Origin of the sequence: Streptococcus sp. oral taxon 431, from assembly GCF_023115445.1 — a bacterium.
GTDB lineage: Bacteria > Bacillota > Bacilli > Lactobacillales > Streptococcaceae > Streptococcus.
This window is the reverse complement of record NZ_JALDUI010000015.1, coordinates 1-22,537: the sequence shown is the minus strand read 5'-3', so window position 1 is coordinate 22,537 and position 22,537 is coordinate 1. Positions and strand designations below refer to the sequence as shown.

Annotated in this window: 19 protein-coding genes; 6 read left to right on the top strand and 13 right to left on the bottom strand. The window is 41.7% G+C overall.

The window, feature by feature from the left end; translation table 11 throughout:
- Window positions 1-111: 111 nt before the first annotated feature.
- Window positions 112-1,722 (bottom strand): alpha-glucosidase, encoded by a 1,611-nt coding sequence (locus M1R56_RS07955; RefSeq protein ID WP_248035543.1) that lies wholly within the window; start codon window positions 1,720-1,722, stop codon window positions 112-114.
- A 152-nt stretch (window positions 1,723-1,874) separates the two neighbouring features.
- On the opposite strand from M1R56_RS07955, the gene M1R56_RS07950 reads away from it, so the two are divergent.
- Together M1R56_RS07950 and M1R56_RS07945 are read left to right on the top strand one after the other, a co-directional pair.
- Window positions 1,875-3,359: a DUF1846 domain-containing protein gene (locus M1R56_RS07950; RefSeq protein WP_049549034.1), complete on the top strand. Its 1,485-nt coding sequence runs from the start codon at window positions 1,875-1,877 to the stop codon at window positions 3,357-3,359.
- Window positions 3,360-3,538: 179 nt separating this feature from the next.
- The gene (locus tag M1R56_RS07945) at window positions 3,539-3,859 is read left to right on the top strand and encodes a hypothetical protein (RefSeq protein ID WP_248035541.1); all 321 of its coding nucleotides are present in this window, start codon (window positions 3,539-3,541) and stop codon (window positions 3,857-3,859) included.
- 213 nt (window positions 3,860-4,072) lie between these two features.
- Here M1R56_RS07945 and glmS read toward each other — a convergent pair whose 3' ends face one another.
- Complete coding sequence (gene glmS, locus M1R56_RS07940; RefSeq protein ID WP_248035538.1) at window positions 4,073-5,881, bottom strand: glutamine--fructose-6-phosphate transaminase (isomerizing); 1,809 nt, start codon at window positions 5,879-5,881, stop codon at window positions 4,073-4,075.
- Between the two features lie 738 nt (window positions 5,882-6,619).
- On the opposite strand from glmS, the gene M1R56_RS07935 reads away from it, so the two are divergent.
- On the top strand, window positions 6,620-6,790 hold the full coding sequence (locus M1R56_RS07935; RefSeq protein ID WP_248035536.1) for a hypothetical protein: 171 nt from the start codon (window positions 6,620-6,622) through the stop codon (window positions 6,788-6,790).
- A 6-nt stretch (window positions 6,791-6,796) separates the two neighbouring features.
- Here M1R56_RS07935 and recG read toward each other — a convergent pair whose 3' ends face one another.
- The 11 genes from recG to nrdR all read right to left on the bottom strand — a co-directional run bounded on the left by recG (window position 6,797) and on the right by nrdR (window position 20,212).
- Window positions 6,797-8,812 (bottom strand): ATP-dependent DNA helicase RecG, encoded by a 2,016-nt coding sequence (gene recG, locus M1R56_RS07930; RefSeq protein WP_248035533.1) that lies wholly within the window; start codon window positions 8,810-8,812, stop codon window positions 6,797-6,799.
- A gap of 24 nt (window positions 8,813-8,836) precedes the next feature.
- Window positions 8,837-9,940 (bottom strand): alanine racemase, encoded by a 1,104-nt coding sequence (alr, locus tag M1R56_RS07925; protein WP_248035531.1) that lies wholly within the window; start codon window positions 9,938-9,940, stop codon window positions 8,837-8,839.
- A complete protein-coding gene (acpS, locus tag M1R56_RS07920; protein ID WP_248035617.1) occupies window positions 9,930-10,292 on the bottom strand; it encodes a holo-ACP synthase in 363 nt (120 codons plus the stop codon). Before acpS ends, alr begins: the two co-directional genes overlap by 11 nt.
- A gap of 45 nt (window positions 10,293-10,337) precedes the next feature.
- Window positions 10,338-11,369, bottom strand: a complete 1,032-nt coding sequence (locus M1R56_RS07915; RefSeq protein WP_248035529.1) for a 3-deoxy-7-phosphoheptulonate synthase — start codon at window positions 11,367-11,369, stop codon at window positions 10,338-10,340.
- A gap of 1 nt (window position 11,370) precedes the next feature.
- Window positions 11,371-12,402 (bottom strand): 3-deoxy-7-phosphoheptulonate synthase, encoded by a 1,032-nt coding sequence (locus M1R56_RS07910; RefSeq protein ID WP_045762820.1) that lies wholly within the window; start codon window positions 12,400-12,402, stop codon window positions 11,371-11,373.
- 81 nt (window positions 12,403-12,483) lie between these two features.
- A complete protein-coding gene (gene secA, locus M1R56_RS07905) occupies window positions 12,484-14,997 on the bottom strand; it encodes a preprotein translocase subunit SecA (protein ID WP_248035526.1) in 2,514 nt (837 codons plus the stop codon).
- Between the two features lie 643 nt (window positions 14,998-15,640).
- On the bottom strand, window positions 15,641-16,951 hold the full coding sequence (gene der / locus M1R56_RS07895) for a ribosome biogenesis GTPase Der (protein ID WP_248035523.1): 1,311 nt from the start codon (window positions 16,949-16,951) through the stop codon (window positions 15,641-15,643).
- A 13-nt stretch (window positions 16,952-16,964) separates the two neighbouring features.
- A complete protein-coding gene (locus tag M1R56_RS07890) occupies window positions 16,965-17,678 on the bottom strand; it encodes an NADPH-dependent oxidoreductase (RefSeq protein ID WP_248035521.1) in 714 nt (237 codons plus the stop codon).
- Entirely contained in the window at window positions 17,675-18,571 is an 897-nt protein-coding gene (gene dnaI, locus M1R56_RS07885) for a primosomal protein DnaI (RefSeq protein ID WP_248035518.1), read from the bottom strand. The genes M1R56_RS07890 and dnaI overlap by 4 nt, the downstream gene beginning before the upstream one ends.
- A complete protein-coding gene (locus M1R56_RS07880) occupies window positions 18,572-19,738 on the bottom strand; it encodes a DnaD domain protein (RefSeq protein ID WP_248035516.1) in 1,167 nt (388 codons plus the stop codon).
- Window positions 19,739-20,212 (bottom strand): transcriptional regulator NrdR, encoded by a 474-nt coding sequence (gene nrdR, locus M1R56_RS07875; protein ID WP_001203674.1) that lies wholly within the window; start codon window positions 20,210-20,212, stop codon window positions 19,739-19,741.
- 139 nt (window positions 20,213-20,351) lie between these two features.
- Between nrdR and M1R56_RS07870 the strand changes: the two genes are divergently transcribed.
- The 3 genes from M1R56_RS07870 to M1R56_RS07860 are packed head-to-tail and all read left to right on the top strand — an operon-like array spanning window position 20,352 to window position 22,163.
- The gene (locus M1R56_RS07870) at window positions 20,352-20,717 is read left to right on the top strand and encodes a GntR family transcriptional regulator (protein ID WP_248035513.1); all 366 of its coding nucleotides are present in this window, start codon (window positions 20,352-20,354) and stop codon (window positions 20,715-20,717) included.
- A gap of 3 nt (window positions 20,718-20,720) precedes the next feature.
- Window positions 20,721-21,416, top strand: a complete 696-nt coding sequence (locus tag M1R56_RS07865; protein ID WP_000173159.1) for an ABC transporter ATP-binding protein — start codon at window positions 20,721-20,723, stop codon at window positions 21,414-21,416.
- Between the two features lie 15 nt (window positions 21,417-21,431).
- Complete coding sequence (locus tag M1R56_RS07860) at window positions 21,432-22,163, top strand: hypothetical protein (protein ID WP_248035511.1); 732 nt, start codon at window positions 21,432-21,434, stop codon at window positions 22,161-22,163.
- Window positions 22,164-22,537 lie beyond the last annotated feature (374 nt).

Sequence of the window (22,537 nt, the reverse complement as noted above, 5' to 3'; positions counted from 1 at the left end):
AGCAAGGATTTTCAGGTGATTTTTTAGAAAATTCAAACTAATATTTTTTTAAGAAATTTATACACTTATTTTAGAAAAAACTCAAGCATCTAAGATACTTGAGTTTTAGGTTTAATTGGCTAATTCGACGCAGAAGGCATCCCAAGGAGCCAAGCTCTGTGTAGTCAAAACTGCTTCTACTGAGGTATTTTCAATCAAGATAGACTTAACTGACCCTTCTACTGCAAACTCTTGCTGTCGGTTGGACAAATTGGCCACAACTAGGAAATAACGGTCTCCATCTTTACGGATATAAGCAAAGACTTTTTCAGCCGTATCAAGAAGTTCAAAATCAGCACGAACCAACCAGCTATTTTCCTTACGAATGTTTACCAATTTTTGATAGGTATAGAAGATAGAATCTGGATTTGCTAAAGCTTCTTCTACATTTATCTTTACGTAATTTGGATTGACTGCAAGCCAAGGTTGACCATCTGAGAAACCAGCATTTTTTGTATCATCCCACTGCATTGGCGTACGGGCATTGTCACGACCAATCACGCGAATGCTATCCATAATTTCTTCTATCGGAACGCCTTTTTCAAGAGCTTCACGCGCATAATTGAGGGATTCAATATCCTCTACTTGATCAAGCGTTTCAAACGGGAAATTGGTCATCCCAATTTCTTCTCCTTGGTAAATATAAGGAGTCCCTCTCATGAGATGAAGTAAGATTGCATACGCTTTGGCAGATTTTTCGCGGTAGTCTCGGTCATTTCCCCAGATAGAGACTATTCGAGGAAGGTCATGATTGTTCCAGAAGAGGGAATTCCAGCCATCTTCAACTCCCAACTCTGTCTGCCATTTGTTGAAAATTTCTTTTAACTTCGCTACATTTAGCTCTTTTTGATACTGCCACTTAGGTTTCCCTTCCTGATACTGAAGACAGATATGTTCAAACTGGAAGACCATAGACAGTTCTTGTCCTTTAGGATCTGAATAGAGTTTGGCAATCTCTGGTGTTGCTCCCCAAGTCTCCCCTACTGTCAAGAGCTCTTTGTCGCCGAAAGTAGCCTGATTCATTTCCTTGAGGTAGGGATGAAGCATAGGACCATTGTTGACAATCTTCTGATCAGGAATTTTCCCAATCATGTCAATGACGTCCATACGGAATCCACCAATCCCTTTATCAATCCAGAAATTCATCATCTCATAGATTTTTTGGCGAAGTTCTTCATTTTCCCAATTGAGGTCCGGTTGCTTCTTACTGAAAAAATGGAGATAGTATTGACCAGACTTTTCATCGTATTGCCAGGCAGAGCCACTGAAAATTGACTCCAATTCGTTAGGTTCATCACGCCAGATATAGTAGTCTCGCTCAGGACTATCAGGATTTTCACAAGCTTCAATAAACCAAGCATGCTCATCTGATGTATGATTGACCACCAAATCCATAATGATTCGGATATCTCGTTTTTTAGCCTCAGCAATCAGCTCATCCATATCTTCCATGGTTCCAAAAATAGCGGCGATATCTTGATAATTTGCAATATCGTAACCATTGTCATCCATGGGGCTATCATAGACTGGAGAAAGCCAGATCGCTGTGATCCCTAAATTAGCTAGATAGTCTAGCTTACTGGTAATCCCAGGCAAATCACCAATCCCATCTCCATTGCTATCCTTAAAACTTTTTGGATATACTTGATAGACGACTGCATTATGCCACCATTTTTCTTGCATCTTTTTACCTCTATTTAAAATTGACTTTACTCCATCATAGACCTTTTATCAAAATTATGCAAGCGTTTGCTTTATCTTTTTTTCTCACTTTCGCGACTCTCTAGTTTCTAATCTTCCATTTTTTTTATATAATAGAGCTCAGAGGTAAAAAAATGAAAAAACAAGCTTTTAGTTCTGAACAATATTTAAATCTACAGCGCGACCATATCTTGGAGCGCATCAACCAATTTGACGGCAAACTCTACTTGGAGTTTGGTGGCAAAATGTTAGAAGATTTCCACGCTGCTCGTGTCCTTCCTGGATATGAACCAGATAACAAAATCAAACTCTTGCAAGAATTGAAGGAGCAAGTTGAGGTTGTTATCGCTATTAACGCTAGCAATATCGAGCACTCAAAAGCTCGTGGAGACTTGGGCATTTCTTATGACCAAGAAGTGCTTCGTTTGATCGATAAATTCAATGAACTTGGTATCTTTGTTGGTTCAGTTGTCATTACTCAATATGCAGGCCAACCGGCAGCAGATGCCTTCCGTAATCAATTAGAGAAAAATGGAATCGACTCTTATCTTCACTACCCTATCAAGGGGTATCCGACAGATATGGATCACATCATCTCTCCTGAAGGTATGGGGAAAAACGACTATATCAAAACTAGTCGTAACTTGATTGTCGTGACTGCTCCTGGGCCTGGTTCAGGTAAGTTGGCAACTTGTATGTCTAACATGTACCACGACCAAATCAATGGTATCAAGTCTGGTTATGCCAAATTTGAAACCTTCCCAGTTTGGAATCTCCCACTTCATCATCCAGTAAATTTAGCTTATGAAGCTGCTACAGCAGACCTAGATGATGTCAACATGATTGACCCATTCCATCTCCAAACTTATGGAGAAACCACGGTCAACTACAATCGTGATATCGAGATTTTTCCTGTTCTTAAGCGCATGCTAGAACGTATCTTGGGTGAATCTCCATATGCATCTCCAACTGACATGGGTGTCAATATGGTTGGTTTTGCAATCACTGATAACGACGCTGCCATTGAAGCATCTAAACAGGAAATTATCCGTCGCTATTACCAGACAGTTCTTGACTTCAAAGCTGAGAAGGTTGGAGAAACTGCTGTGAAGAAGATTGAGCTTCTCATGAATGACCTCGGCATCACTCCAGCTGACCGCAAGGTTGCTGTCGCTGCACGACAAAAAGCAGAAGAAACAGGCGGACCTGCCCTAGCTCTTGAATTACCTTCTGGTGAAATCGTTACTGGTAAGAACTCAGAACTCTTTGGTCCAACAGCGGCTGCATTGATCAATGCTATCAAGATGTCCGCTAACATTGATGCTGAAACAAAATTAATTGAACCAGAAGTGGTGAAACCAATTCAAGGTTTGAAAATCAATCACTTGGGTAGTCGCAATCCGCGTCTTCATTCTAACGAAATTCTCATTGCACTTGCCATCACAGCTATGCAAAATCCTGATGCAGATCGTGCCATGAAAGAACTCGGAAATCTCAAAGGAAGCGAAGCTCACTCTACGATTATCCTAACAGACGAAGACAAGAATGTTCTTCGCAAACTAGGAATCAATGTAACCTTTGATCCCTACTACCAATACGATCGTTTGTATCGCAAGTAAAATACGACACTCACTCCTCTAAGAGTTGGATCCTTATCATCCAGCTCTTAGAGTTTTTTTATAGCTTGCAAGTCTTTCACAAGCATATCTTTCAAAAAGAATTCTCATTTTAATAGAAACTGAGATAACATTTAATTTTAGATTTATTTCTAATGAATCCTTAAAAGGAGTGATACTCAATGAAAATCAAAGAGCAAACTAGGAAACTAGCCGCAGGTTGCTCAAAGCACTGCTTTGAGGTTATAGATGAAACTGACGAAGTCAGCTCAAAACACTGTTTTGAGGTTGTGGATAGAATTGACGAAGTCAGCTCAAAACACTGTTTTGAGGTTGTGGATAGAATTGACGAAGTCAGCTCAAAACACTGTTTTGAAGTTGTGGATAGAACTGACGAAGTCAGTAACCATACCTACGGCAAGGCGACGTTGACGCGGTTTGAAGAGATTTTCGAAGAGTATGAATCAATCCTCTTCAATCTTGACTTGAACTACCTTGGCTGAGGTTGATCCATTTTCTCTACAATATCAACTTGGTGTAATAAGACTGACTGCGTCACTCTTATCTAAAACCTCAAAGCTATTCTGTGAGACATCTACCTAAGCACCTTAGTTTGGTCATTGATTTTATTAAGTATATAAAAAAATGAACAAGACAGCATTCTGATTTCCAGAAAACTATCTAGTTCACTTTTGGTTATGATTTAAACTTTTGGTTTATTCTACTGTTACTGACTTGGCAAGGTTACGTGGTTTGTCCACATCAAGTCCACGGTGGAGGGTTGCAAAGTAAGCGACCAATTGTGTTGGTACGACCATTGAAATTGGTGAGAGGTATGGATGTACGGTTGTAAGAACGATATCGTCTGTATCTTTGGCAACATTTTCTTCTGCGATGGTGAGGACCTTAGCACCACGAGCTGCCACTTCTTGGATATTTCCACGAGTGTGGTTAGCAAGAACTGGATCTGATAAGAGGGCCAAAACAGGTGTTCCATCTTCGATCAAGGCAATGGTTCCATGCTTGAGTTCTCCAGCCGCAAAACCTTCACATTGGATGTAAGAAATCTCTTTGAGTTTGAGACTCGCTTCCATAGCCACATAGTAGTCTTGACCACGTCCGATGTAAAAGGCGTTGCGTGTTGTTTCAAGGAGGTCACGAACTTTTGCATCGATCGTTTCTTTCTCTGAAAGAGTTGATTCGATAGACTGAGCCACGATAGACAATTCATGAACCAAGTCAAAGGCTTTGGCTTTTTCATTGCCATTTGCTTCACCAACCGCTTTTGCAAGGAAGGCAAGGGCTGCTATTTGGGCTGTATAAGCCTTAGTTGACGCTACGGCAATTTCAGGACCTGCATGAAGCAACATAGTATGGTTGGCTTCACGTGACAGAGTTGATCCTGGAACGTTTGTCACTGTCAAGCTTGGGATTCCCATTTCATTGGCCTTGACCAAAACCTGACGGCTGTCAGCTGTTTCACCAGATTGACTGATAAAAACGAAGAGTGGTTTCTTGCTGAGAAGCGGCATACCATACCCCCACTCAGAGGAGATACCAAGTTCAACTGGCGTATCGGTCAGTTCTTCCAGCATCTTCTTAGAAGCAAATCCTGCGTGGTAAGATGTCCCAGCTGCAAGGATGTAGATGCGGTCTGCATCTTGAACAGCCTTGATGATAGCTGGGTCTACCACTACTTGACCAGCATCATCTGTGTAGGCTTGGATGAGTTTACGCATAACAGTTGGTTGCTCATCAATTTCCTTGAGCATGTAGTAAGGGTAAGTTCCCTTACCGATATCTGACAAGTCAAGTTCAGCAGTGTAGCTGGTACGCTCACGACTGTTGCCATCATAGTCTTGTACTTGGACGCTATCAGCTTTCACGATTACCAACTCTTGGTCATGGATTTCCATGTATTGATTGGTCTCACGAATCATAGCCATGGCGTCTGAGCAGACCATGTTATAGCCTTCTCCAAGACCAATCAAAAGAGGTGATTTGTTCTTGGCAACATAGATGACATCTGGATTTTCAGAGTCGATCAAGGCAAAGGCATAAGAACCACGGATGATGTGAAGAGCTTTTTTGAAGGCTTCAAGAACTGACAAGCCATCTTCTTCCGCAAATTTTCCAATCAAGTGAACGGCGATTTCTGTATCTGTTTGTCCCTTGAAGTTGTGTCCTGCAAGGTATTCTTCCTTGATTTCAAGATAGTTTTCGATCACCCCATTGTGGACCAAGACAAAACGTCCTGTCTCAGAGCGATGTGGGTGAGCGTTATCTTCTGTTGGTTTTCCGTGAGTCGCCCAACGAGTATGTCCGATACCAGTTGTTCCCTCCACACCAGCTGTCTTAGCAGACAATTCTGCGATACGACCGACCGCCTTAACCAGGTGATTTTCAGCACCACCTAGGACAAAAATTCCCGCAGAATCATAACCACGGTATTCGAGCTTTTCAAGTCCTTGAATCAAAATATCAGTTGCATTTGTGTTTCCAACAACACCAACAATTCCACACATAGTATATACGACACAGACAAGCTGTGCTTTCCCCTTAAATTGGTATAGTCTGATTTCTCTTTTATAGAATCAGCAAAAACAGTATATACTTGTTTCTTTCACTTGTCAAGAGTAAAAATTGGTATAGCGTGATTCTACTGATTCTTTATACTAAAAGTCTATTATATTTCACCTAAAGCAAGTATTTAAAAAGGGCTCTATCGCCCTTAATAACTACTATTTTGTAGCAAGCTTGTCTGCCTCTACTACTTCTTGAAAGTTTTTTTGATAATTTACTTTAATCGTCATTGTCATGTGAGAGTCCTCGTTTCTTTTTGATGAACCTAGTATAAAATCCCTTCCTAAAACATAGCTTATATTTTCCTTAGAAAAAACTAAAAGTAACTTTCGACTCAATGAAAACGAAAGAGCAAACTAGAAAGCTAGTCACAGCTTTCTCAAAACACTGCTTTCAGTTCACCAGATAGACTAAGACCTCGTTTGGAACGATGTTTAAGGTTATACATTCAATGAATAATTTATCAGAATCCCTTACCTGAGAATTCCCAGACAAAAAGAGCGTTATCGCTCTTTTACTTAGTATTTAGGAGAAGGTGCTTGCTCCTGTTGAAACGTTTTTTGATAATTTACTTTAATTGTCATTGTCATGTGAGAGTCCTCGTTTCTTTTTGATGACTCTAGTATAAGGGCCAAACCTGAAAGCTAGCTTAATTTTTCCTTAGAGAAAGCTTATACTCAATGAAAATCAAAGAGCAAACTAGGAAGCAAGCCGCAGGTTGCTCAAAACACCGTTTTGAGGTTGTGGACAGAACTGACGAAGTTAGCTTAAAACACTGTTTTGAGGTTGTAGATGGAACTGACGTAGTCAGTATCCTACATATACGGCAAGGCGACGTTGACGTGGTTTGAAGAGTATTAATCTAAATGTTCTTTCTTTTCTAGATTTAGGGCAATCATATGCCACTCTGGATCCTCCTGCCAGTTAGGAAGGGTACTGATATAGCTAGCCACCTTACGTGCTTCTTCAAGTATTGGGAAGTCCTCGATAATATCAGCCACTTGAAACTCTGGTAGACCTGACTGTCTGGTTCCAAAAATCTCACCCGAACCGCGCATTTTCAAATCTTCTTCTGCAAGGACAAAACCATTGGTCGTTTCTGTCATGATACGCATGCGGTCTTTCCCAGAATCAGTCTTAGGATTAGCAACGAGAACTGCGTAGGACTGCTTATCACCACGACCTACACGCCCTCTGAGCTGATGAAGTTGACTAAGACCAAAACGATCAGCATCCATGATAATCATGACGGTCGCATTTGGCACATTGACCCCAACCTCGATAACCGTTGTAGAGACCAGAATATCAGTCTTTCTATCTTTGAACTCCTGCATAATCTGGTCTTTTTCATCACTCTTCATCTTCCCGTGTAAGAGAGCAACTTTTGCTTTTCCTGCAAAATGAGCCGTCAATTCTTCCGATAAAGCAATAGCATTTTTAAGATCTAGGGCTTCAGATTCTTCAATCAAGGGCGAAATAACATAGGCTTGGGAGCCTTTTTGAATCTCATTCTCCAACCAAGTCAGGACCTGTGGTAATTGCTCATGCTTGATCCAGCGAGTTACGATTGGTTTGCGCCCAGCAGGCATCTGGTCAATAATGGAAACATCCATATCCCCAAAGGCTGTGATGGCTAAGGTCCGTGGAATCGGAGTCGCCGTCATCATGAGGACATCTGGATTTTCTCCTTTTTCACGTAAAATACGTCTTTGTCCCACACCGAAGCGGTGTTGTTCATCGATGATAATCAAGCCGAGTTTAGCATAGTCTACCCCATCTTGAATCAGAGCATGAGTTCCGATAATCACATCGACCTCGCCCTTAGCAATGATCTCTAAAACCGTGCGTTTTTCTGCAGCTTTTAATGAACCTGTTAGGAGAGCTAGTTTCAAATCAGGAAAGAGACTTTCTAGACTTTCAAAATGCTGCTCTGCGAGAATCTCTGTTGGAACCATGAGGGCAGCCTGATAACCAGTCGTTACGGCTGCGTACATCGCTAGACCTGCTACCACTGTTTTCCCACTACCAACATCCCCTTGCAAGAGTCGATTCATATGATGGTCCGACTTCATATCTGTCAGGATTTCTTGCAGGCTCTTTTCTTGGGCTTGGGTCAAGGCAAAAGGCAAATTTTCTTTAACCGCAGTTAGTTTTTCTTGCGACCAATTCAGGACCAATCCACTTCCATCAACCTTATTTTCAGACTTGAGGGTCTGTAATTGCATTTGGAAATAGAAAAGTTCCTCAAACTTGATTCGACGAAGGGCTTGTTTGTATTCTGCCAAATCCTTAGGAAAGTGCATAGCACGAACAGCTTGGCAACGTGACATGAGCTTATATTTGTCTAGCAAAGTTTGGGGGAGATTTTCCTCAATCAAAAGATCCAATCCTTGATCAAAGGCAGTCTTAATCACCTTAACCAGGGCTGTTTGACTAATTCCTTGAGCCAAACGATAGACTGGTTGAAGATCATCCTCCACTTGGGCCAAAACCTTCATCCCTGTGAGGCTAGCCTTAGCGCGATCCCACTTTCCAAAGACAGCTAGAGTCGCTCCTAGCTCGATTTTGTCAGCCAGATAAGGTTGGTTAAAGAAGTTAACTGCAAATACAACCTCTCCCTGCTTGAGGCTAAAGCGTAGGCGATTGCGCTTAAAACCATAATATTGAACACTAGCTGGTGTTACTACCTGACCAGATAGGACTGCCTTCTCACCGTCTTCTAGTTCTAGCACCTGCTTGGTCTTAAAATCTTCATAACGGAAAGGAAAGTAGAGCAAGAGATCTTGCAGGTTTTCAATTCCTAGTTTGGCATATTTCTCTGCTGACTTTGGTCCCACTCCAGGCAAGACATGCAAGGGTTGATGTAAATTCATGCTCCTCTCCTTTCCTTCTCTCTTTTAATGATATTCTCTCGGAACTCGATCACTGAGGAGACAAACTACCTCATAATTGATGGTTCCACGGTAAACCGCAACATCTGTTGCAGTAATCTCCTTGTCACCGTTTGAGCCAATCAAGGTTACCTTGGTACCTAATGGATACAGCTTAGGTAAACGAACCGTGATTTGGTCCATGGATACCCGCCCTACGATAGGGTACAATTGTCCATCCACCAGAACTGAGAAATTCTGCATATCTCGTGTCCAACCATCAGCATAACCGATCGGCAAAGTAGCAATGACTTGCTCACCGTCTGCCTGATAAGTCGCTCCGTAGCCCATACAAGCCCCAGCATCTACTGTTTTGACATGAACGATGGCTGTTTCCAAAGTCAGGGCTGGTTTTAGTTCATAGGGCAATTCTAAAACTTGTCCACTTGGATTGAGACCATACATGGAATCTCCCATGCGAATAGCACTGAAAATAGTTTCCGCATGCCATAGAGTCGTTGCGGAGTTACTAGCATGGACTAGTTCTGGTATTTCTTGCAAGCCAGCAAGTATTTCCTTAAAACGCTCTAACTGTTGCTTAAAGTAGCTATCCGACTTTTCATCAGCAGTTGCAAAGTGGGTAAAGATTCCCTCAACATTTGCTCCATGTTCCTTGAGTAAAGCTTGGGCTTGTGCCGTCTCGCTTGCACTTCTAAAACCAATTCGTCCCATACCTGAATCAATTTTAAGGTGAACGGTTAAGCCTGATAAATCTGAATCAGTAGCAAGGAGATTCTCAATCCATTCCAATCCTGCCACTGTCAAGGTAATATCAAAGTCCTTGGCCAATGAAAGAGATTCAACCTCAGATACTCCCAAAATAAGAATCTTCTTAGAAATTCCTGCTTGACGGAGTTCGAGGGCTTCATCGATATTAGAAACGCAAAAACCATCGACATCATCCTGGATAGCCGTAGCAACAGCTACCGCTCCGTGTCCGTAGGCATTGGCTTTCACAACCGCCCATTTTAGGGTATCTTTGGGAATGTGCTCTCCCATTTGTTGGATATTGTAGCGGATAGCACCCAGATCGATGAGGGCCTTGGTTGGTCTATGTGGACTAGTTTTCATAATCTTCCTCCAAAATAACACTAGCTGTCACAAACTGATCTGTATGGCTGATCGATAGCCACACTTTTCCTGAAAATGGGGATTTGCTGAAGTAGGGAGCCCCTCTTTCATTGTTCAAAACTTCCAAGTCCTGAAAACCTAATTTCCCAATTCCCGTTCCCATAGCCTTTGAGAAAGCCTCTTTTGCTGACCAACGCCCAGCCAAATACTCGATTTGTCTACGACCTTTGAGACTGGCAAAGCGCTCCATTTCCTTGTCTGTCAAGACACGCCGTGCAAATCCTTCTCTTTTTTCAACTGCATTTTGTATGGAAGCTAATTCTTCAATATCAATTCCGTGTCCAACTATCATTTTCGTCAAAAGGAGTTGAGATACCCCCAACTCCATCCTTTTCACTTATTTTGTTAAGGTAGTATAGATTTCTTCTACCAGGGCTACTGTGTTCTCCCATCCTAGACATGGGTCTGTAATGGAACAACCAAAGATTTCTGGTTGATTTTGGCGACCATCTGCCAAGTAGGATTCAATCATGAAACCTCGAACTGTTTTCTTAATCTTTTCATTCCAGTCACGATTGAGCAGTGCTTGGCGAACAATTCGAACTTGCTCCATATATTGTTTCCCTGAATTATCATGGTTAGTATCAATCATGATAAAGGGATTTTCAAGCCCCATAGACTCATAACGCCCGATAGCATTTAAGAGAGTTTCATAGTAGAAGTTTGGTTCATTCTTCCCATATTCATTCATAGCTCCACGAAGGATAACGTGAGCTAGGGGATTACCTGAAGTCTCAACTTCTTGTCCATGGTAAAGAAATGTTTGCTTGTTTTGTGCAGCATAGATGGCATTAAACATAACAGACAGATTTCCAGAGGTTGGATTTTTCATACCCACTGGTTCATCAATCCCTGAAGCTACAAAACGGTGTTCCTGATCTTCTACTGAACGCGCACCCACTGCATGGTAGCTCACCAAGTCATCAACCAAGACTAGATTGGATGGATAAAGCATTTCATCCGCTGTAGTCAATCCAGTTTCTGTAATAACACGATAATGAAGCTGACGAACAGCCTGCAAACCATTAATCAAACTTGGTGCTTTAGAAGTATCTGGCTGATGAACCAAACCCTTGTAGCCATCTCCATTGGTACGTGGCTTGGCTGTGTAAACACGCATGACCATGAAAATCTTATCTGCAACTTTTTTCTGCAAGTCTGCCAAACGGCGAGCATATTCAAGCACTGCTTCTTCATTGTCAGATGAACAAGGTCCAATGACCAAAAGGATACGGTCATCCTTACCAGATAGGATATCAGCCAGTTCCTGGTCTCGGCTTTCCTTATGTTGCAAGGCTTCTGCAGACAGCTGGGTTTCCGCCTTAATCGCTTCAATATCGATTTCTTGACCTTTTTCAATAAATGCCATACTATTCTCCTAGTCTTTGGTAGATTTCGCGAACAAGAGATTCAGTATTTTCCCATCCAAGACATGGATCAGTGATGGATTTTCCAAAGACTTCTGGTTCATTTTGACGACCATCTTCTAGATAAGACTCAATCATGAAACCACGGACATATTTTTTAATCTTTTCATTCCAGTCGCGGTTAATCAAGGTCTGACGTACGATACGAATCTGATCCATGTACTGCTTACCTGAGTTGTCATGGTTGGTATCAATGATGATAAATGGATTTTCAAGGCCCATCTTTTCATACTGGGCAATGGTATCCATCAAATTATCATAGTAATAGTTCGGAATGTTTTTCCCGTATTCATTGAGAGCACCACGGAGAATGGCATGCGATAGAGGATTTCCAGTCGTTTCAACTTCTTTCCCTAGGAAAAGGAAACTTTGTTTGTTTTGAGCCGCATAAATACCGTTGAACATGACATTGAGATTTCCAGACGTTGGATTTTTAAAACCTGTCGCAAAATCTGCTCCACTAGCTACAAAACGGTGTTGTTGATCTTCAACCGAACGAGCTCCAACCGCCATATAAGAAATCAAATCATCTACCAAGGGAAGGTTTTCTGGGTACAACATCTCATCCGCTGTCGTCATTCCTGTTTCAGAAATAACACGGTAATGCAGGTGACGAACCGCCTTGATCCCATTGATGAGACTAGGTGCTTCTTTAGCATTTGGTTGGTGAATCAAGCCCTTATAGCCATCACCATTAGTACGTGGTTTAGCAGTGTAGACACGCATGACCATAAAGACGCGGTCTTTTACTTCTTCTTGCAGTTTTGCCAAACGCTTGGCATACTCAAGAACTGCTTCTTCATTGTCAGACGAACACGGACCAATCACTAACAAAATGCGTTGATCTTCACCACGAATAATCGCTTCAAGTTCTTGATCGCGTTGTTGTTTATTGGCAAGTGCTTGTCCTTCTAATTTAGACAAACTACGAACTTCTTCAATATTAATTTTAGGGCTTTTGGCTGTAAATACCATGATTCATCCTCCTTATAAAGCAAACGGACGCCAAGCGAAAATTCACTTTTCACTAGGCATCCGCCTGAAAATTAGTCATTCTTAACGTCGTTTACCGTGACAGTTTTTAAATTTCTTACCAGAACCACATGGACACAAGTCATTACGCTTCACTTGGCTAAGATCCAAATCTGCAGGAAGCTCAGTCTGTTGTGCAGCAATATTACGAGCCGCTGTCGTACTGATATGACGCTCTGCTTGTGGACGCTCTTGTTCATGAATTTGTGCTTTCATCATCAAACGAGTCACATCAAACTCAATCGAACCAATCATATCATTAAACATACGGAAACCTTCTGCTTGATACTCAACGACAGGGTTGTTTTGTGCGTAACCACGAAGGCCAACAGCATTACGCAACTGATCAAGAGCATCGATATGGTCTGTCCACTTGTTGTCTACAACACGTAGGATCAAGACTTTTTGGAATTCTTTAACAGCTTCCTCATCTCGAAGCTTAGCAACTTGGCTATCGTAGACTTTCAAGGCACGTTGGTAAAGTTCATCTTTGATTGCTTGGTCTGACAAACCTTCTAGGTCTGAAAGTGAAATTGAATCTTCTGGAAGCAAGTTGTATCTTGCAAAATTCAAGATAGCTTCTAGTTTTTCATCTTGTTTAGCACGCGCATGATTATCAACAACACGATTAATAGTGCGTTTAATCATTGCATGAATCTCAGGAGCCAAGTCGCGATCAGCAGTGATGACATCGTAACGTTGTGAGTAGATAATCTCACGTTGCTCACGCATGACATCATCGTATTGAAGGACTTGTTTACGGGTGTCGTAGTTGTTTCCTTCAACACGTTTTTGTGCTGCTTCAACCTGACGTGTCAACATACGAGATTTGATCGCTTCGTCTGACATATTGAGACGTTCAAAGACACCCTTCAAGCGCTCTGAACCGAAACGTTTCATCAAATCATCTTCAAGAGAAAGGTAGAATTGAGATTCCCCTGGATCTCCTTGACGTCCTGAACGTCCACGAAGTTGGTTATCGATACGACGACTTTCATGGCGTTCTGTACCAATGACACAAAGTCCACCAAGTTCACGAACACCTTCACCTAGCTTAATATCAGTACCACGACCGGCCATGTTGGTCGCGATTGTAACTGCACCACGTTGGCCAGCATTCATGATGATTTGAGCTTCTTTGTAGTGGTTCTTGGCATTCAATACTTCGTGAGGAACACCTGCAGCTACCAATTTTTTAGAAATATAATCACTGGTTTCAACAGCAACCGTACCAACCAAGACAGGTTGACCTTTTTGATAGCGAGCTTTTACATCTTCGACAACAGCCTTAAATTTAGCTTCAAGACTAGCATAAAGTACATCTGGATGGTCAATACGTTGAACTGGACGGTTTGTTGGGATAGGAATAACACGAATATTGTAGATTTCGCGGAATTCTTCTTCCTCAGTCTTACCAGTACCTGTCATACCAGACAACTTCTTGTACATACGGAAGAGGTTTTGGTAGGTGATAGAAGCTGAAGTCTTGGTTTCATCTTGGATTGGCACACCTTCTTTAGCTTCAATCGCTTGGTGCAAACCATCAGAATAACGACGACCTTCCATGGTACGACCGGTAAATTGGTCGACAATCAAGATTTCCTGCTCTTCGCTGACCACATAGTCAATATCGAGAAGCATGATGTAATTAGCACGAAGGGCATTGTCTATAAAGTGAGTCAAGGCTACGTTTTCGATATCGTAGAGATTTTCTAGTTTAAAGTAGCTTTCAGCCTTGTCAATACCAGAATCAGATAGACCAATTGTCTTAGACTGAATATCAATGATATAGTCATCCTTATCCAAAGACTTCACAAAATGGTCAGCCATATGGTAGAGTTGGCTGGTTTCAACTGCATTGGCTCCTGAAACGATCAAAGGAGTACGAGCTTCGTCGATCAAGATTGAGTCAACCTCATCGACCAAGGCGTAGTTGAGTGGACGTTGAACCATATTCTCCGCACGAACGACCATGTTATCACGGAGGTAGTCAAATCCGATTTCTGAGTTGGTTGAGTAAGTGATATCACACTCATAGGCTTCTTTTTTCTCCATTGGAGATTTGGCTGCCAAGTTGATCCCTACTGACAAGCCAAGCCATGAGTACAACTCACCCATCTCAGTCGCGTCACGTTCAGAAAGGTATTCATTGACCGTAACTACGTGAACCCCTTTACCTGAAAGAGCATTGAGGTATACAGGCATAGTCGCTGTCAAGGTTTTCCCCTCACCAGTACGCATCTCAGGAACGTCACCATGATGAAGAACGATTCCCCCCATAACCTGAACCTTATACGGGAAAAGACCAAGAACACGCTTAGCTCCCTCGCGTACAACAGCAAACGCCTCATACAAAAGTTGGTCAAGAGTCTCACCATTTTGGTAGCGTTGTTTGAATTCTTCTGTTTTTGCTTGCAATTGCTCGTCAGTTAACACAGCCATTTCATCTTCATATTTTAGGACTTTGTCCGCCATCTTTTCCAGACGACGAATCTCTCCTTTATCATTTTCGATGATTGTTTTTAGTAAATTTGCCATTTTTTTCCTTACTTTAAATTCTGAATATTTTAGAATGTTCTTTTTATTGTAGCATATTTGCCCAATTTTTTCAAGAAATATTCCGTTTTCCCTTAGGACGAAAAAAGGGCTAACCAAGGTGATTAGTTCCCTTAAAATTCCTATTCCGAGGCTAGTTTTCTTCATTAATGCTTCTAGCTAGTTTTTCCATGAAAAATTGACCATCATTTTCTATCAGATACAAGTTTGCCTATTTCTTTCAAGGAAGACTGGATTTTTTCTTTTCCAATCGTAGCTTATTCATAAATTTTAGACAAGCATAGATTTTCCAGTCATTGACTAAGGATAAAAGGACTAAAAGTAGCCATATCATCCATCTAGCAAGATCCCTTGGTTCTTGTAAAATAAAGTTAAATAAGACTAGCGAAAAAAGAGTGAAAACTAGACTAAACAAGGCTGCTAGAGGCATATAAAACCAATAAAAATAGTAAAAGACAGAAAAGTACTTACTTCCTGGCTGTACCTTCCCTTGCCAACGAAAAAAGTAGAAGTAGGGTGCCAAAATCAAGAATTTTAATAGTTTTTCCATCTCCTTACCTCTCCAACGCGTTCCTTATTTTATTATAGCAAAAAATCTGGAAATATCCTTCCAGATTCTGCTTTTTTATTTCCGTTTTCTTGCGATCAGATGAATCGGTGTTCCTTCAAAGACAAAGGCCTTGCGGATTTGATTTTCCAAGAAACGTAGGTAAGAGAAGTGCATGAGTTCTTCTTCATTCACAAAGATAACAAAGGTTGGTGGTTTGGTTGCCACTTGAGTCGCATAGAAAATCTTGAGGCGTTTCCCTTTGTCTGTCGGCGTTGGATTGATAGCAATGGCATCCATAATCACATCATTCAAGACTGCTGATGGGATACGGGTATTTTGGCTCTCGCTGATTTGCTTAATCATCTCAGGCAGTTTGTGGAGACGTTGCTTGGTTAAAGCTGAAACAAAGATAATCGGTGCGTAAGGCAGGTATTGGAACTGCTCACGGATATCCTCTTCCCAGTTTTTCATGGTGTGGTTATCTTTTTCAAGAGTATCCCACTTATTGACCACGATAATCATCCCTTTACCAGCTTCGTGGGCAAATCCAGCGATACGCTTGTCATACTCACGAATACCTTCTTCGGCATTGAGGACCATCAAAACTACATCTGAACGGTCAATAGCACGCATGGCACGCATGACAGAGTATTTCTCAGTATTTTCATAGACTTTACCAGATTTACGCATACCAGCAGTATCAATCATGGTAAACTCTTGGCCGTCAGCATCTGTAAAATGGGTATCAATGGCATCACGAGTAGTACCAGCTACAGGGCTGGCAATGACGCGGTCTTCACCCAAGATAGCATTAATCAAGCTAGATTTTCCAACATTTGGACGACCAATCAAGCTAAATTTAATAACATCTGGATTTTCTTCTTTGACTTCATGTGGGAGATTTTCCACAATAGCATCCAGTACATCCCCTGTCCCGATACCATGAACAGATGAAATCGGTAGCGGTTCACCCAATCCTAGAGCATAGAAATCATAGATATCATTTCGCATCTCTGGATTGTCAACCTTGTTAACGGCTAGGATGACTGGTTTATGAGTTTTATAAAGTTTACGGGCAACGTATTCGTCCGCATCTGTAATTCCTTCTTTACCAGACACGACAAAGACGATAACATCTGCTTCTTCCATGGCAATTTCTGCCTGGTGCTTGATTTGTTCCATGAAAGGCGCATCGACATCATCGATTCCCCCAGTATCAATCATACTAAAAGAACGATTGAGCCACTCACCTGTGGCATAGATACGATCTCGCGTTACACCTTCAACATCTTCTACGATTGAGATGCGCTCTCCCGCGATACGGTTAAATAGGGTTGATTTCCCAACATTGGGACGTCCCACAATGGCAACAGTTGGTAAGGCCATGTTTTCTCACTTTCTACAATAACTTCTTCTGCTCAAGATTTTCTCTAGTCGAGCTTGGTTCTGGATTGCCGAATTGCTCTGCCAAACGTTGACTCCAAGTTGTAGTGGCACGCGCACCTGCATATTCAGTCTGTACTCGGTCATAGGCTTCGATTGCCTCAGTTGACTGTTCTTGGTATTCTTCCTCAAAGACAACATTTTCTAGGGGCAGTCTTGGTTTCACATCATGCTGTTGATTTGGCACACCGAGTGCAATCCCAAAGACTGGATAGGTATAGTCTGGAAGCTTGAACAATTCTGCCAACTCAACAGACTTGTAACGCACCAAACCGATAATCACTCCACCATAGCCTAGACTTTCTGCCGCAAGCAAGGCATTTTGCCCAGCAAGCGCAGCATCTACTGAAGTGATGAGGAGTCCTTCCACCCCTTGAGGTTGGAAAACATCCGTATGGAGACGAGCTCCTTTTTCTGCACGGTTTAGGTCACCAACAAAGAGCAAAAATGCTGCAGACTGGCGAATCGCTTCCTGAGGAACTAGCTCAAATAAAGCATCCTTCTTTTCTTGACTTCTAACTACAATCACAGAATACGATTGGAAATTTTTCCAAGAAGAAGCCATTTGTCCTGCAGACAAAATGGTATTTAAATCTTCTTGGGGAATCCCTTGCTCCTTAAATCTGCGCACTGAAGTATGAGCCTTCATTAATTTGATTGTTTCTGTCATCGGCGGTTTTCTCCTTCAAGTCTTGTTTCCTCTGCTAAATAACGGATGCGTTCCATGACGCGTCTAGCTTCCCAAGTTTCGTCATTTCCGTTTTTCCCTTTAGCGAAATGCTTCTCCAAATCTTCAAAGTTGAAGTTGGAGGTGAAAAAGGTCGGTAAATCTTCCTGCATGCGATATTGGAGAATGACCTGCAGGATCTCGTCACGCACCCAAGCTGTTGATTGCTCAGCACCAATATCATCTAAAATCAGGACTTCAGCTAGTTTAATCTCATCCACCAAAGTCTTGACATTACCATCACCGATAGCATTTTTGACATCGATGACAAAGCTAGGATAGTGGAGGAGCGTTGATGAAACACCACGTTTTTCTGACAAATCATGGGCTAGGGCAGCGACCATAAAGCTCTTCCCAACCCCAAAATCTCCATAGAGATAGAGACCCTTACGGATGGCAGGATATTGGTCAACAAAGGCGAATAACTTTTCAAAAACTGGCAAGCGCCCTTCATCATCTAAGTCAACTTGAGCTAGGCTAGCTTTTTTTAGACTAGCTGGAAGATTGATCAGTCTGAGACGGTTCTTAATTGCTGCTTCTTTTTCTGCTGCGATTAGCTCGGGAGTCTCTTCATAGGAAACATCTGCATAGCCATGGTTCATGACTAGGATAGGTTTGTACCCACGCGCGATATAGTCTGTATCTCCTCGGAGGAACTTATCTCTCTCGGTAATGTATTGGTTAAACTTGGAAATACTACGGTTTAACTCCTCCTGACTGAGAGATTCTTTCTGGATAAAGGCTGCAACATCAGGGTCCTTCACAATTTGCTGGACTAAATCCTGATACTGAAATCGGCTTGGTTGACGCTTGAGTACGTCTCCGACACTTTCCATCTAGTCTCCTCCTTTTTCTAATCGAGCTAACATTTCTTTTTTCTTACGTTCTAGTTCTAAGCGAGTTTCTTCGCTAGTTTCATTCTTATATTCAGGATTGCTCCATTTAGGCACATTGGTTTTTGCTGGGGCATTCTGATTCTGCTTTTGCGTTTTTGCTTTTTGGCCACGTTCACGAATACGTAGAACTGCCTCCTCTGCACTACGGATATTTTGATAAGCGTAGTCATTAGCCACCTTCATGGCGTATTTTTCATTGATATTGGCCGAATCAACCTTATTAAAGGTCAGGAGCAAGATAACATTGATTACTTCATCCAGCAAGCCCAAGGCCGCCATCTGCTGGAGCAGGTCCCGTTCAGTCTGGGTAATACTTCCCTTGCGAGTCTGCTTAATCTCAGCAAGGAACTGCAAGGCTGTCTTTTTCTTAGCCTCTCGGATAATGGTTGCCTCCTTGGGACTAAAGTCAGAAGTCACAGGCTTTTGCGCTATCTTTTCACGGATGCGTTTGACAGAAATCACTTGCGACACTGCTGTCGCTTTAGCTACTTGATAAGTTTCAAACCAAGTCCACCTCTGCTCGTCTGCTATTGCAAACAAGGTCAAAACATCCGAAGTCTCATCTTGAAAACGAAGACCATCACGGGCCATGAGCTGACGGAAATGCTCCAAATCAAAATCATCTGCTGCGGGCTGACTGCTAGAGGGTTCTTGACTCGCAGACTCGGATAACTGAGGAAAGATTTGACTCAAGGCCACCGAGATAAGTTCCCCTTCAACACTTTCCTGTCTCATGGCTGCAACCGCACTATCCCCAATCATTTTTTCTAATAAGGTCCGATAAACTGTATGTTGTAAAAATTCTTGAGTCGATAGGGGAGGATGAAGTAACAAGTTATAGGACTCCCTCTGCTGATAGAGAGTCACCAATTTCATGGCTGTTAGAGTTTTAAAAGCCTTTAACAGGGTATCCATCCCAAAATTCAGATGATTGAGCATGGCTGCAAAGAGGTGCTCCTTTTGACCATCATCCCAAAAAGTCACAGCATAAAGATAGAGGCTCAGCGCCTCCTGACCGATAATCGGGAGGTAGCACTGCACCATTGATGAGGTATCTTGCGACACCCGATTATTCTTTACAAAAGAAAAACGGTCATTTGGCTTCATTTATTTTTCCTTTTTCTTTTTAGAGGATTGTGTAATCTGCTGGAGTAGGCTTTCAAGCTCACTCACATCCTTAAAGCTACGGTAAACACTGGCAAAACGTACATAAGTAATCTCATCTAACTCTGCCAACTCTTCCATAACCAAAGAGCCAATAACCTCACTCTGAATTTCATTTTCATTGCGACTACGGAGTTTTTGTTCGATGCGATTGACCACCATGCCAATTTCATCACTGGACACTGGACGTTTCTGGGCTGAACGAATAATCCCGTTAAAGATTTTATCTCTTGAAAATTGTTCCCGTGTACCATCTTTTTTGACCACAACTAGTGTTCTCTCTTCAACACGTTCATAGGTTGTAAAACGATGCTGACACTCTTCACACTCACGTCTTCTTCTGATTGTATTTCCTTCTTCAGCCTGGCGACTATCGATCACACTTGATTTTGTAGCGCCACATTTTGGACAACGCATACCTTTCCCTCCTTGTCGTTTTCTTTTCATTATACCATTTTTTAAGAGATTCCCAAAATAATTCTCCTTTTGGCTTGACAAGTTTTTTGTTTTGTTGTATTATTGAATTAACACAAAGGTGATTAGAAAGGAGATCGTGATGTCTTGGACATTTGATAACAATAAACCCATTTATGTGCAGATTATGGAGAAAATCAAATTGCAGATTATTTCCCATAAACTCGAGCCCAATCAACAGCTTCCAACCGTTAGAGAATTGGCTAGCGAGGCAGGTGTCAATCCCAACACCATCCAGCGCGCCCTATCGGACTTGGAGAGAGAAGGCTTTGTCTATACCAAGCGAACATCTGGACGCTTTGTCACAGAGGATTTGGACTTGATCCTCCAATCCCGTAAGCAACTGTCAGAAGAACAGCTGCAACAGTTTGTAACAGGCATGGTAGAATTCGGCTATGAAAAAGAAGAACTACCGACTGTTTTGAGAGATTATATTGAAGGAGTTTAAACTATGACCTTGTTAGCATTTGAAAATGTGTCAAAATCCTATGGAGCAAGCCCTGCTCTTACAAATGTTTCCCTTGAAATTCCAGCTGGAAAAATCGTTGGCCTCCTTGGCCCAAACGGTTCTGGAAAAACAACCTTGATTAAACTAATCAACGGCTTGCTACAGCCAGAGGAAGGGCGTATCCTTATTAATGGCATGGAACCAAGTCCAGCAACTAAAGCGATTGTTTCTTATCTGCCTGATACGACCTATCTAAACGAGCAAATGAAAGTCAAGGAAGCTCTCACTTATTTCAAGACCTTCTACCAAGATTTTAATCTGGAACGTGCTCAAGGTCTCCTTCGTGACCTTGGCATCGATGAGAACAGCCGTTTCAAGAAACTCTCAAAAGGAAACAAAGAAAAGGTTCAGTTGATTCTTGTCATGAGTCGTGATGCTCGTCTATATGTCCTTGATGAACCAATCGGTGGTGTCGACCCCGCAGCTCGTGACTATATCTTGAACACCATCATTAACAACTACTCTCCAACTTCGACTGTCTTGATTTCAACTCACTTGATTTCAGATATCGAACCAATCTTGGATGAGATTATCTTCCTAAAGGATGGAAAAGTCGTCCGTCAAGGAAATGTTGATGATATTCGCTATGAGTCTGGAGAGTCTATCGACCAGCTCTTCCGCCACGAATTCAAAGCCTAGATAAAGGAGATTATTATGTTTTGGAATTTAGTTCGTTATGAATTTAAAAATGTTAACAAATGGTATTTAGCCCTCTATGGTGCTGTGTTAGCACTTTCTGGTCTTATCGGAATTCAAGCAAAGACCTATAACAATCTACCCATCAAAGAAAGTCAACCTATTCTACTTGTTTTTCTTGCACTCGTATTTGGTGGCTTGATGATTACGCTTGGGATTTCAACCTTGATTTTGATCATCCGTCGCTTCAAAGGTAGTGTCTATGACCGACAAGGTTATCTCACTTTGACCTTGCCAGTTTCCGAACACCAGATTATCCTAGCCAAACTCTTGGGGGCCTTCATTTGGTCTCTGATCAGTTCAGCAGTATTGGTTCTGAGCATTTATATCATTCTTGTGATAATTGAGCCTAATTCTGTTGATTTCCTTGCTTTTAAAGACTTGTTCCAACAGTACCTAGACAGTATCAGCTTATCTCTGATTTCATTCATCCTCAGCACTGTAGCAGGCATACTATGCATCTACTTGGCAATCTCAATCGGACAACTCTTTAATGAATACCGTACAGCTCTTGCAGTTTTAGCCTATATTGTCATTCATGTTGTCCTTGGATTCAGTGATCTCTTCTTAAACTTTGGTACCCATTACAATATGATGCTTACTTATGAAATCTTCAAAGACCTAATCCTTATCGCAGTCTTCTATCTCGGAAACTACTACATCTTGAAAAACAAGGTTAATCTTCAGTAATCATTCAGAGGCTAGTTAAAAACTTAATTTTATAGTGGATTGAACTTAGAGTAGCACGTCATGGATTCTAAAACATTTTTAAAAATTAATTTGACTTTCCTAACCTCTTTGTTCATATCTTATTTCAATCAACTATAGTAAAAAATGAAATAGATCTGTCTATGATCAAACGCATATTATCGGCTCTATAATATTTGTAGTGGGTAAATCCCCTATAGATATTATGGAACCTATTTTTGTGTAGAAAACATACTAAGATTAGTAGTGAGAAAATCTCCGACGGGAGAGAGTACTCAATACTTTTTCTTTATGTTAAAGTAGAGGTGTCTTGTAAAGTCGTAGGGCTCTTTGGCGCTAGACGTCGCTTGACAAAC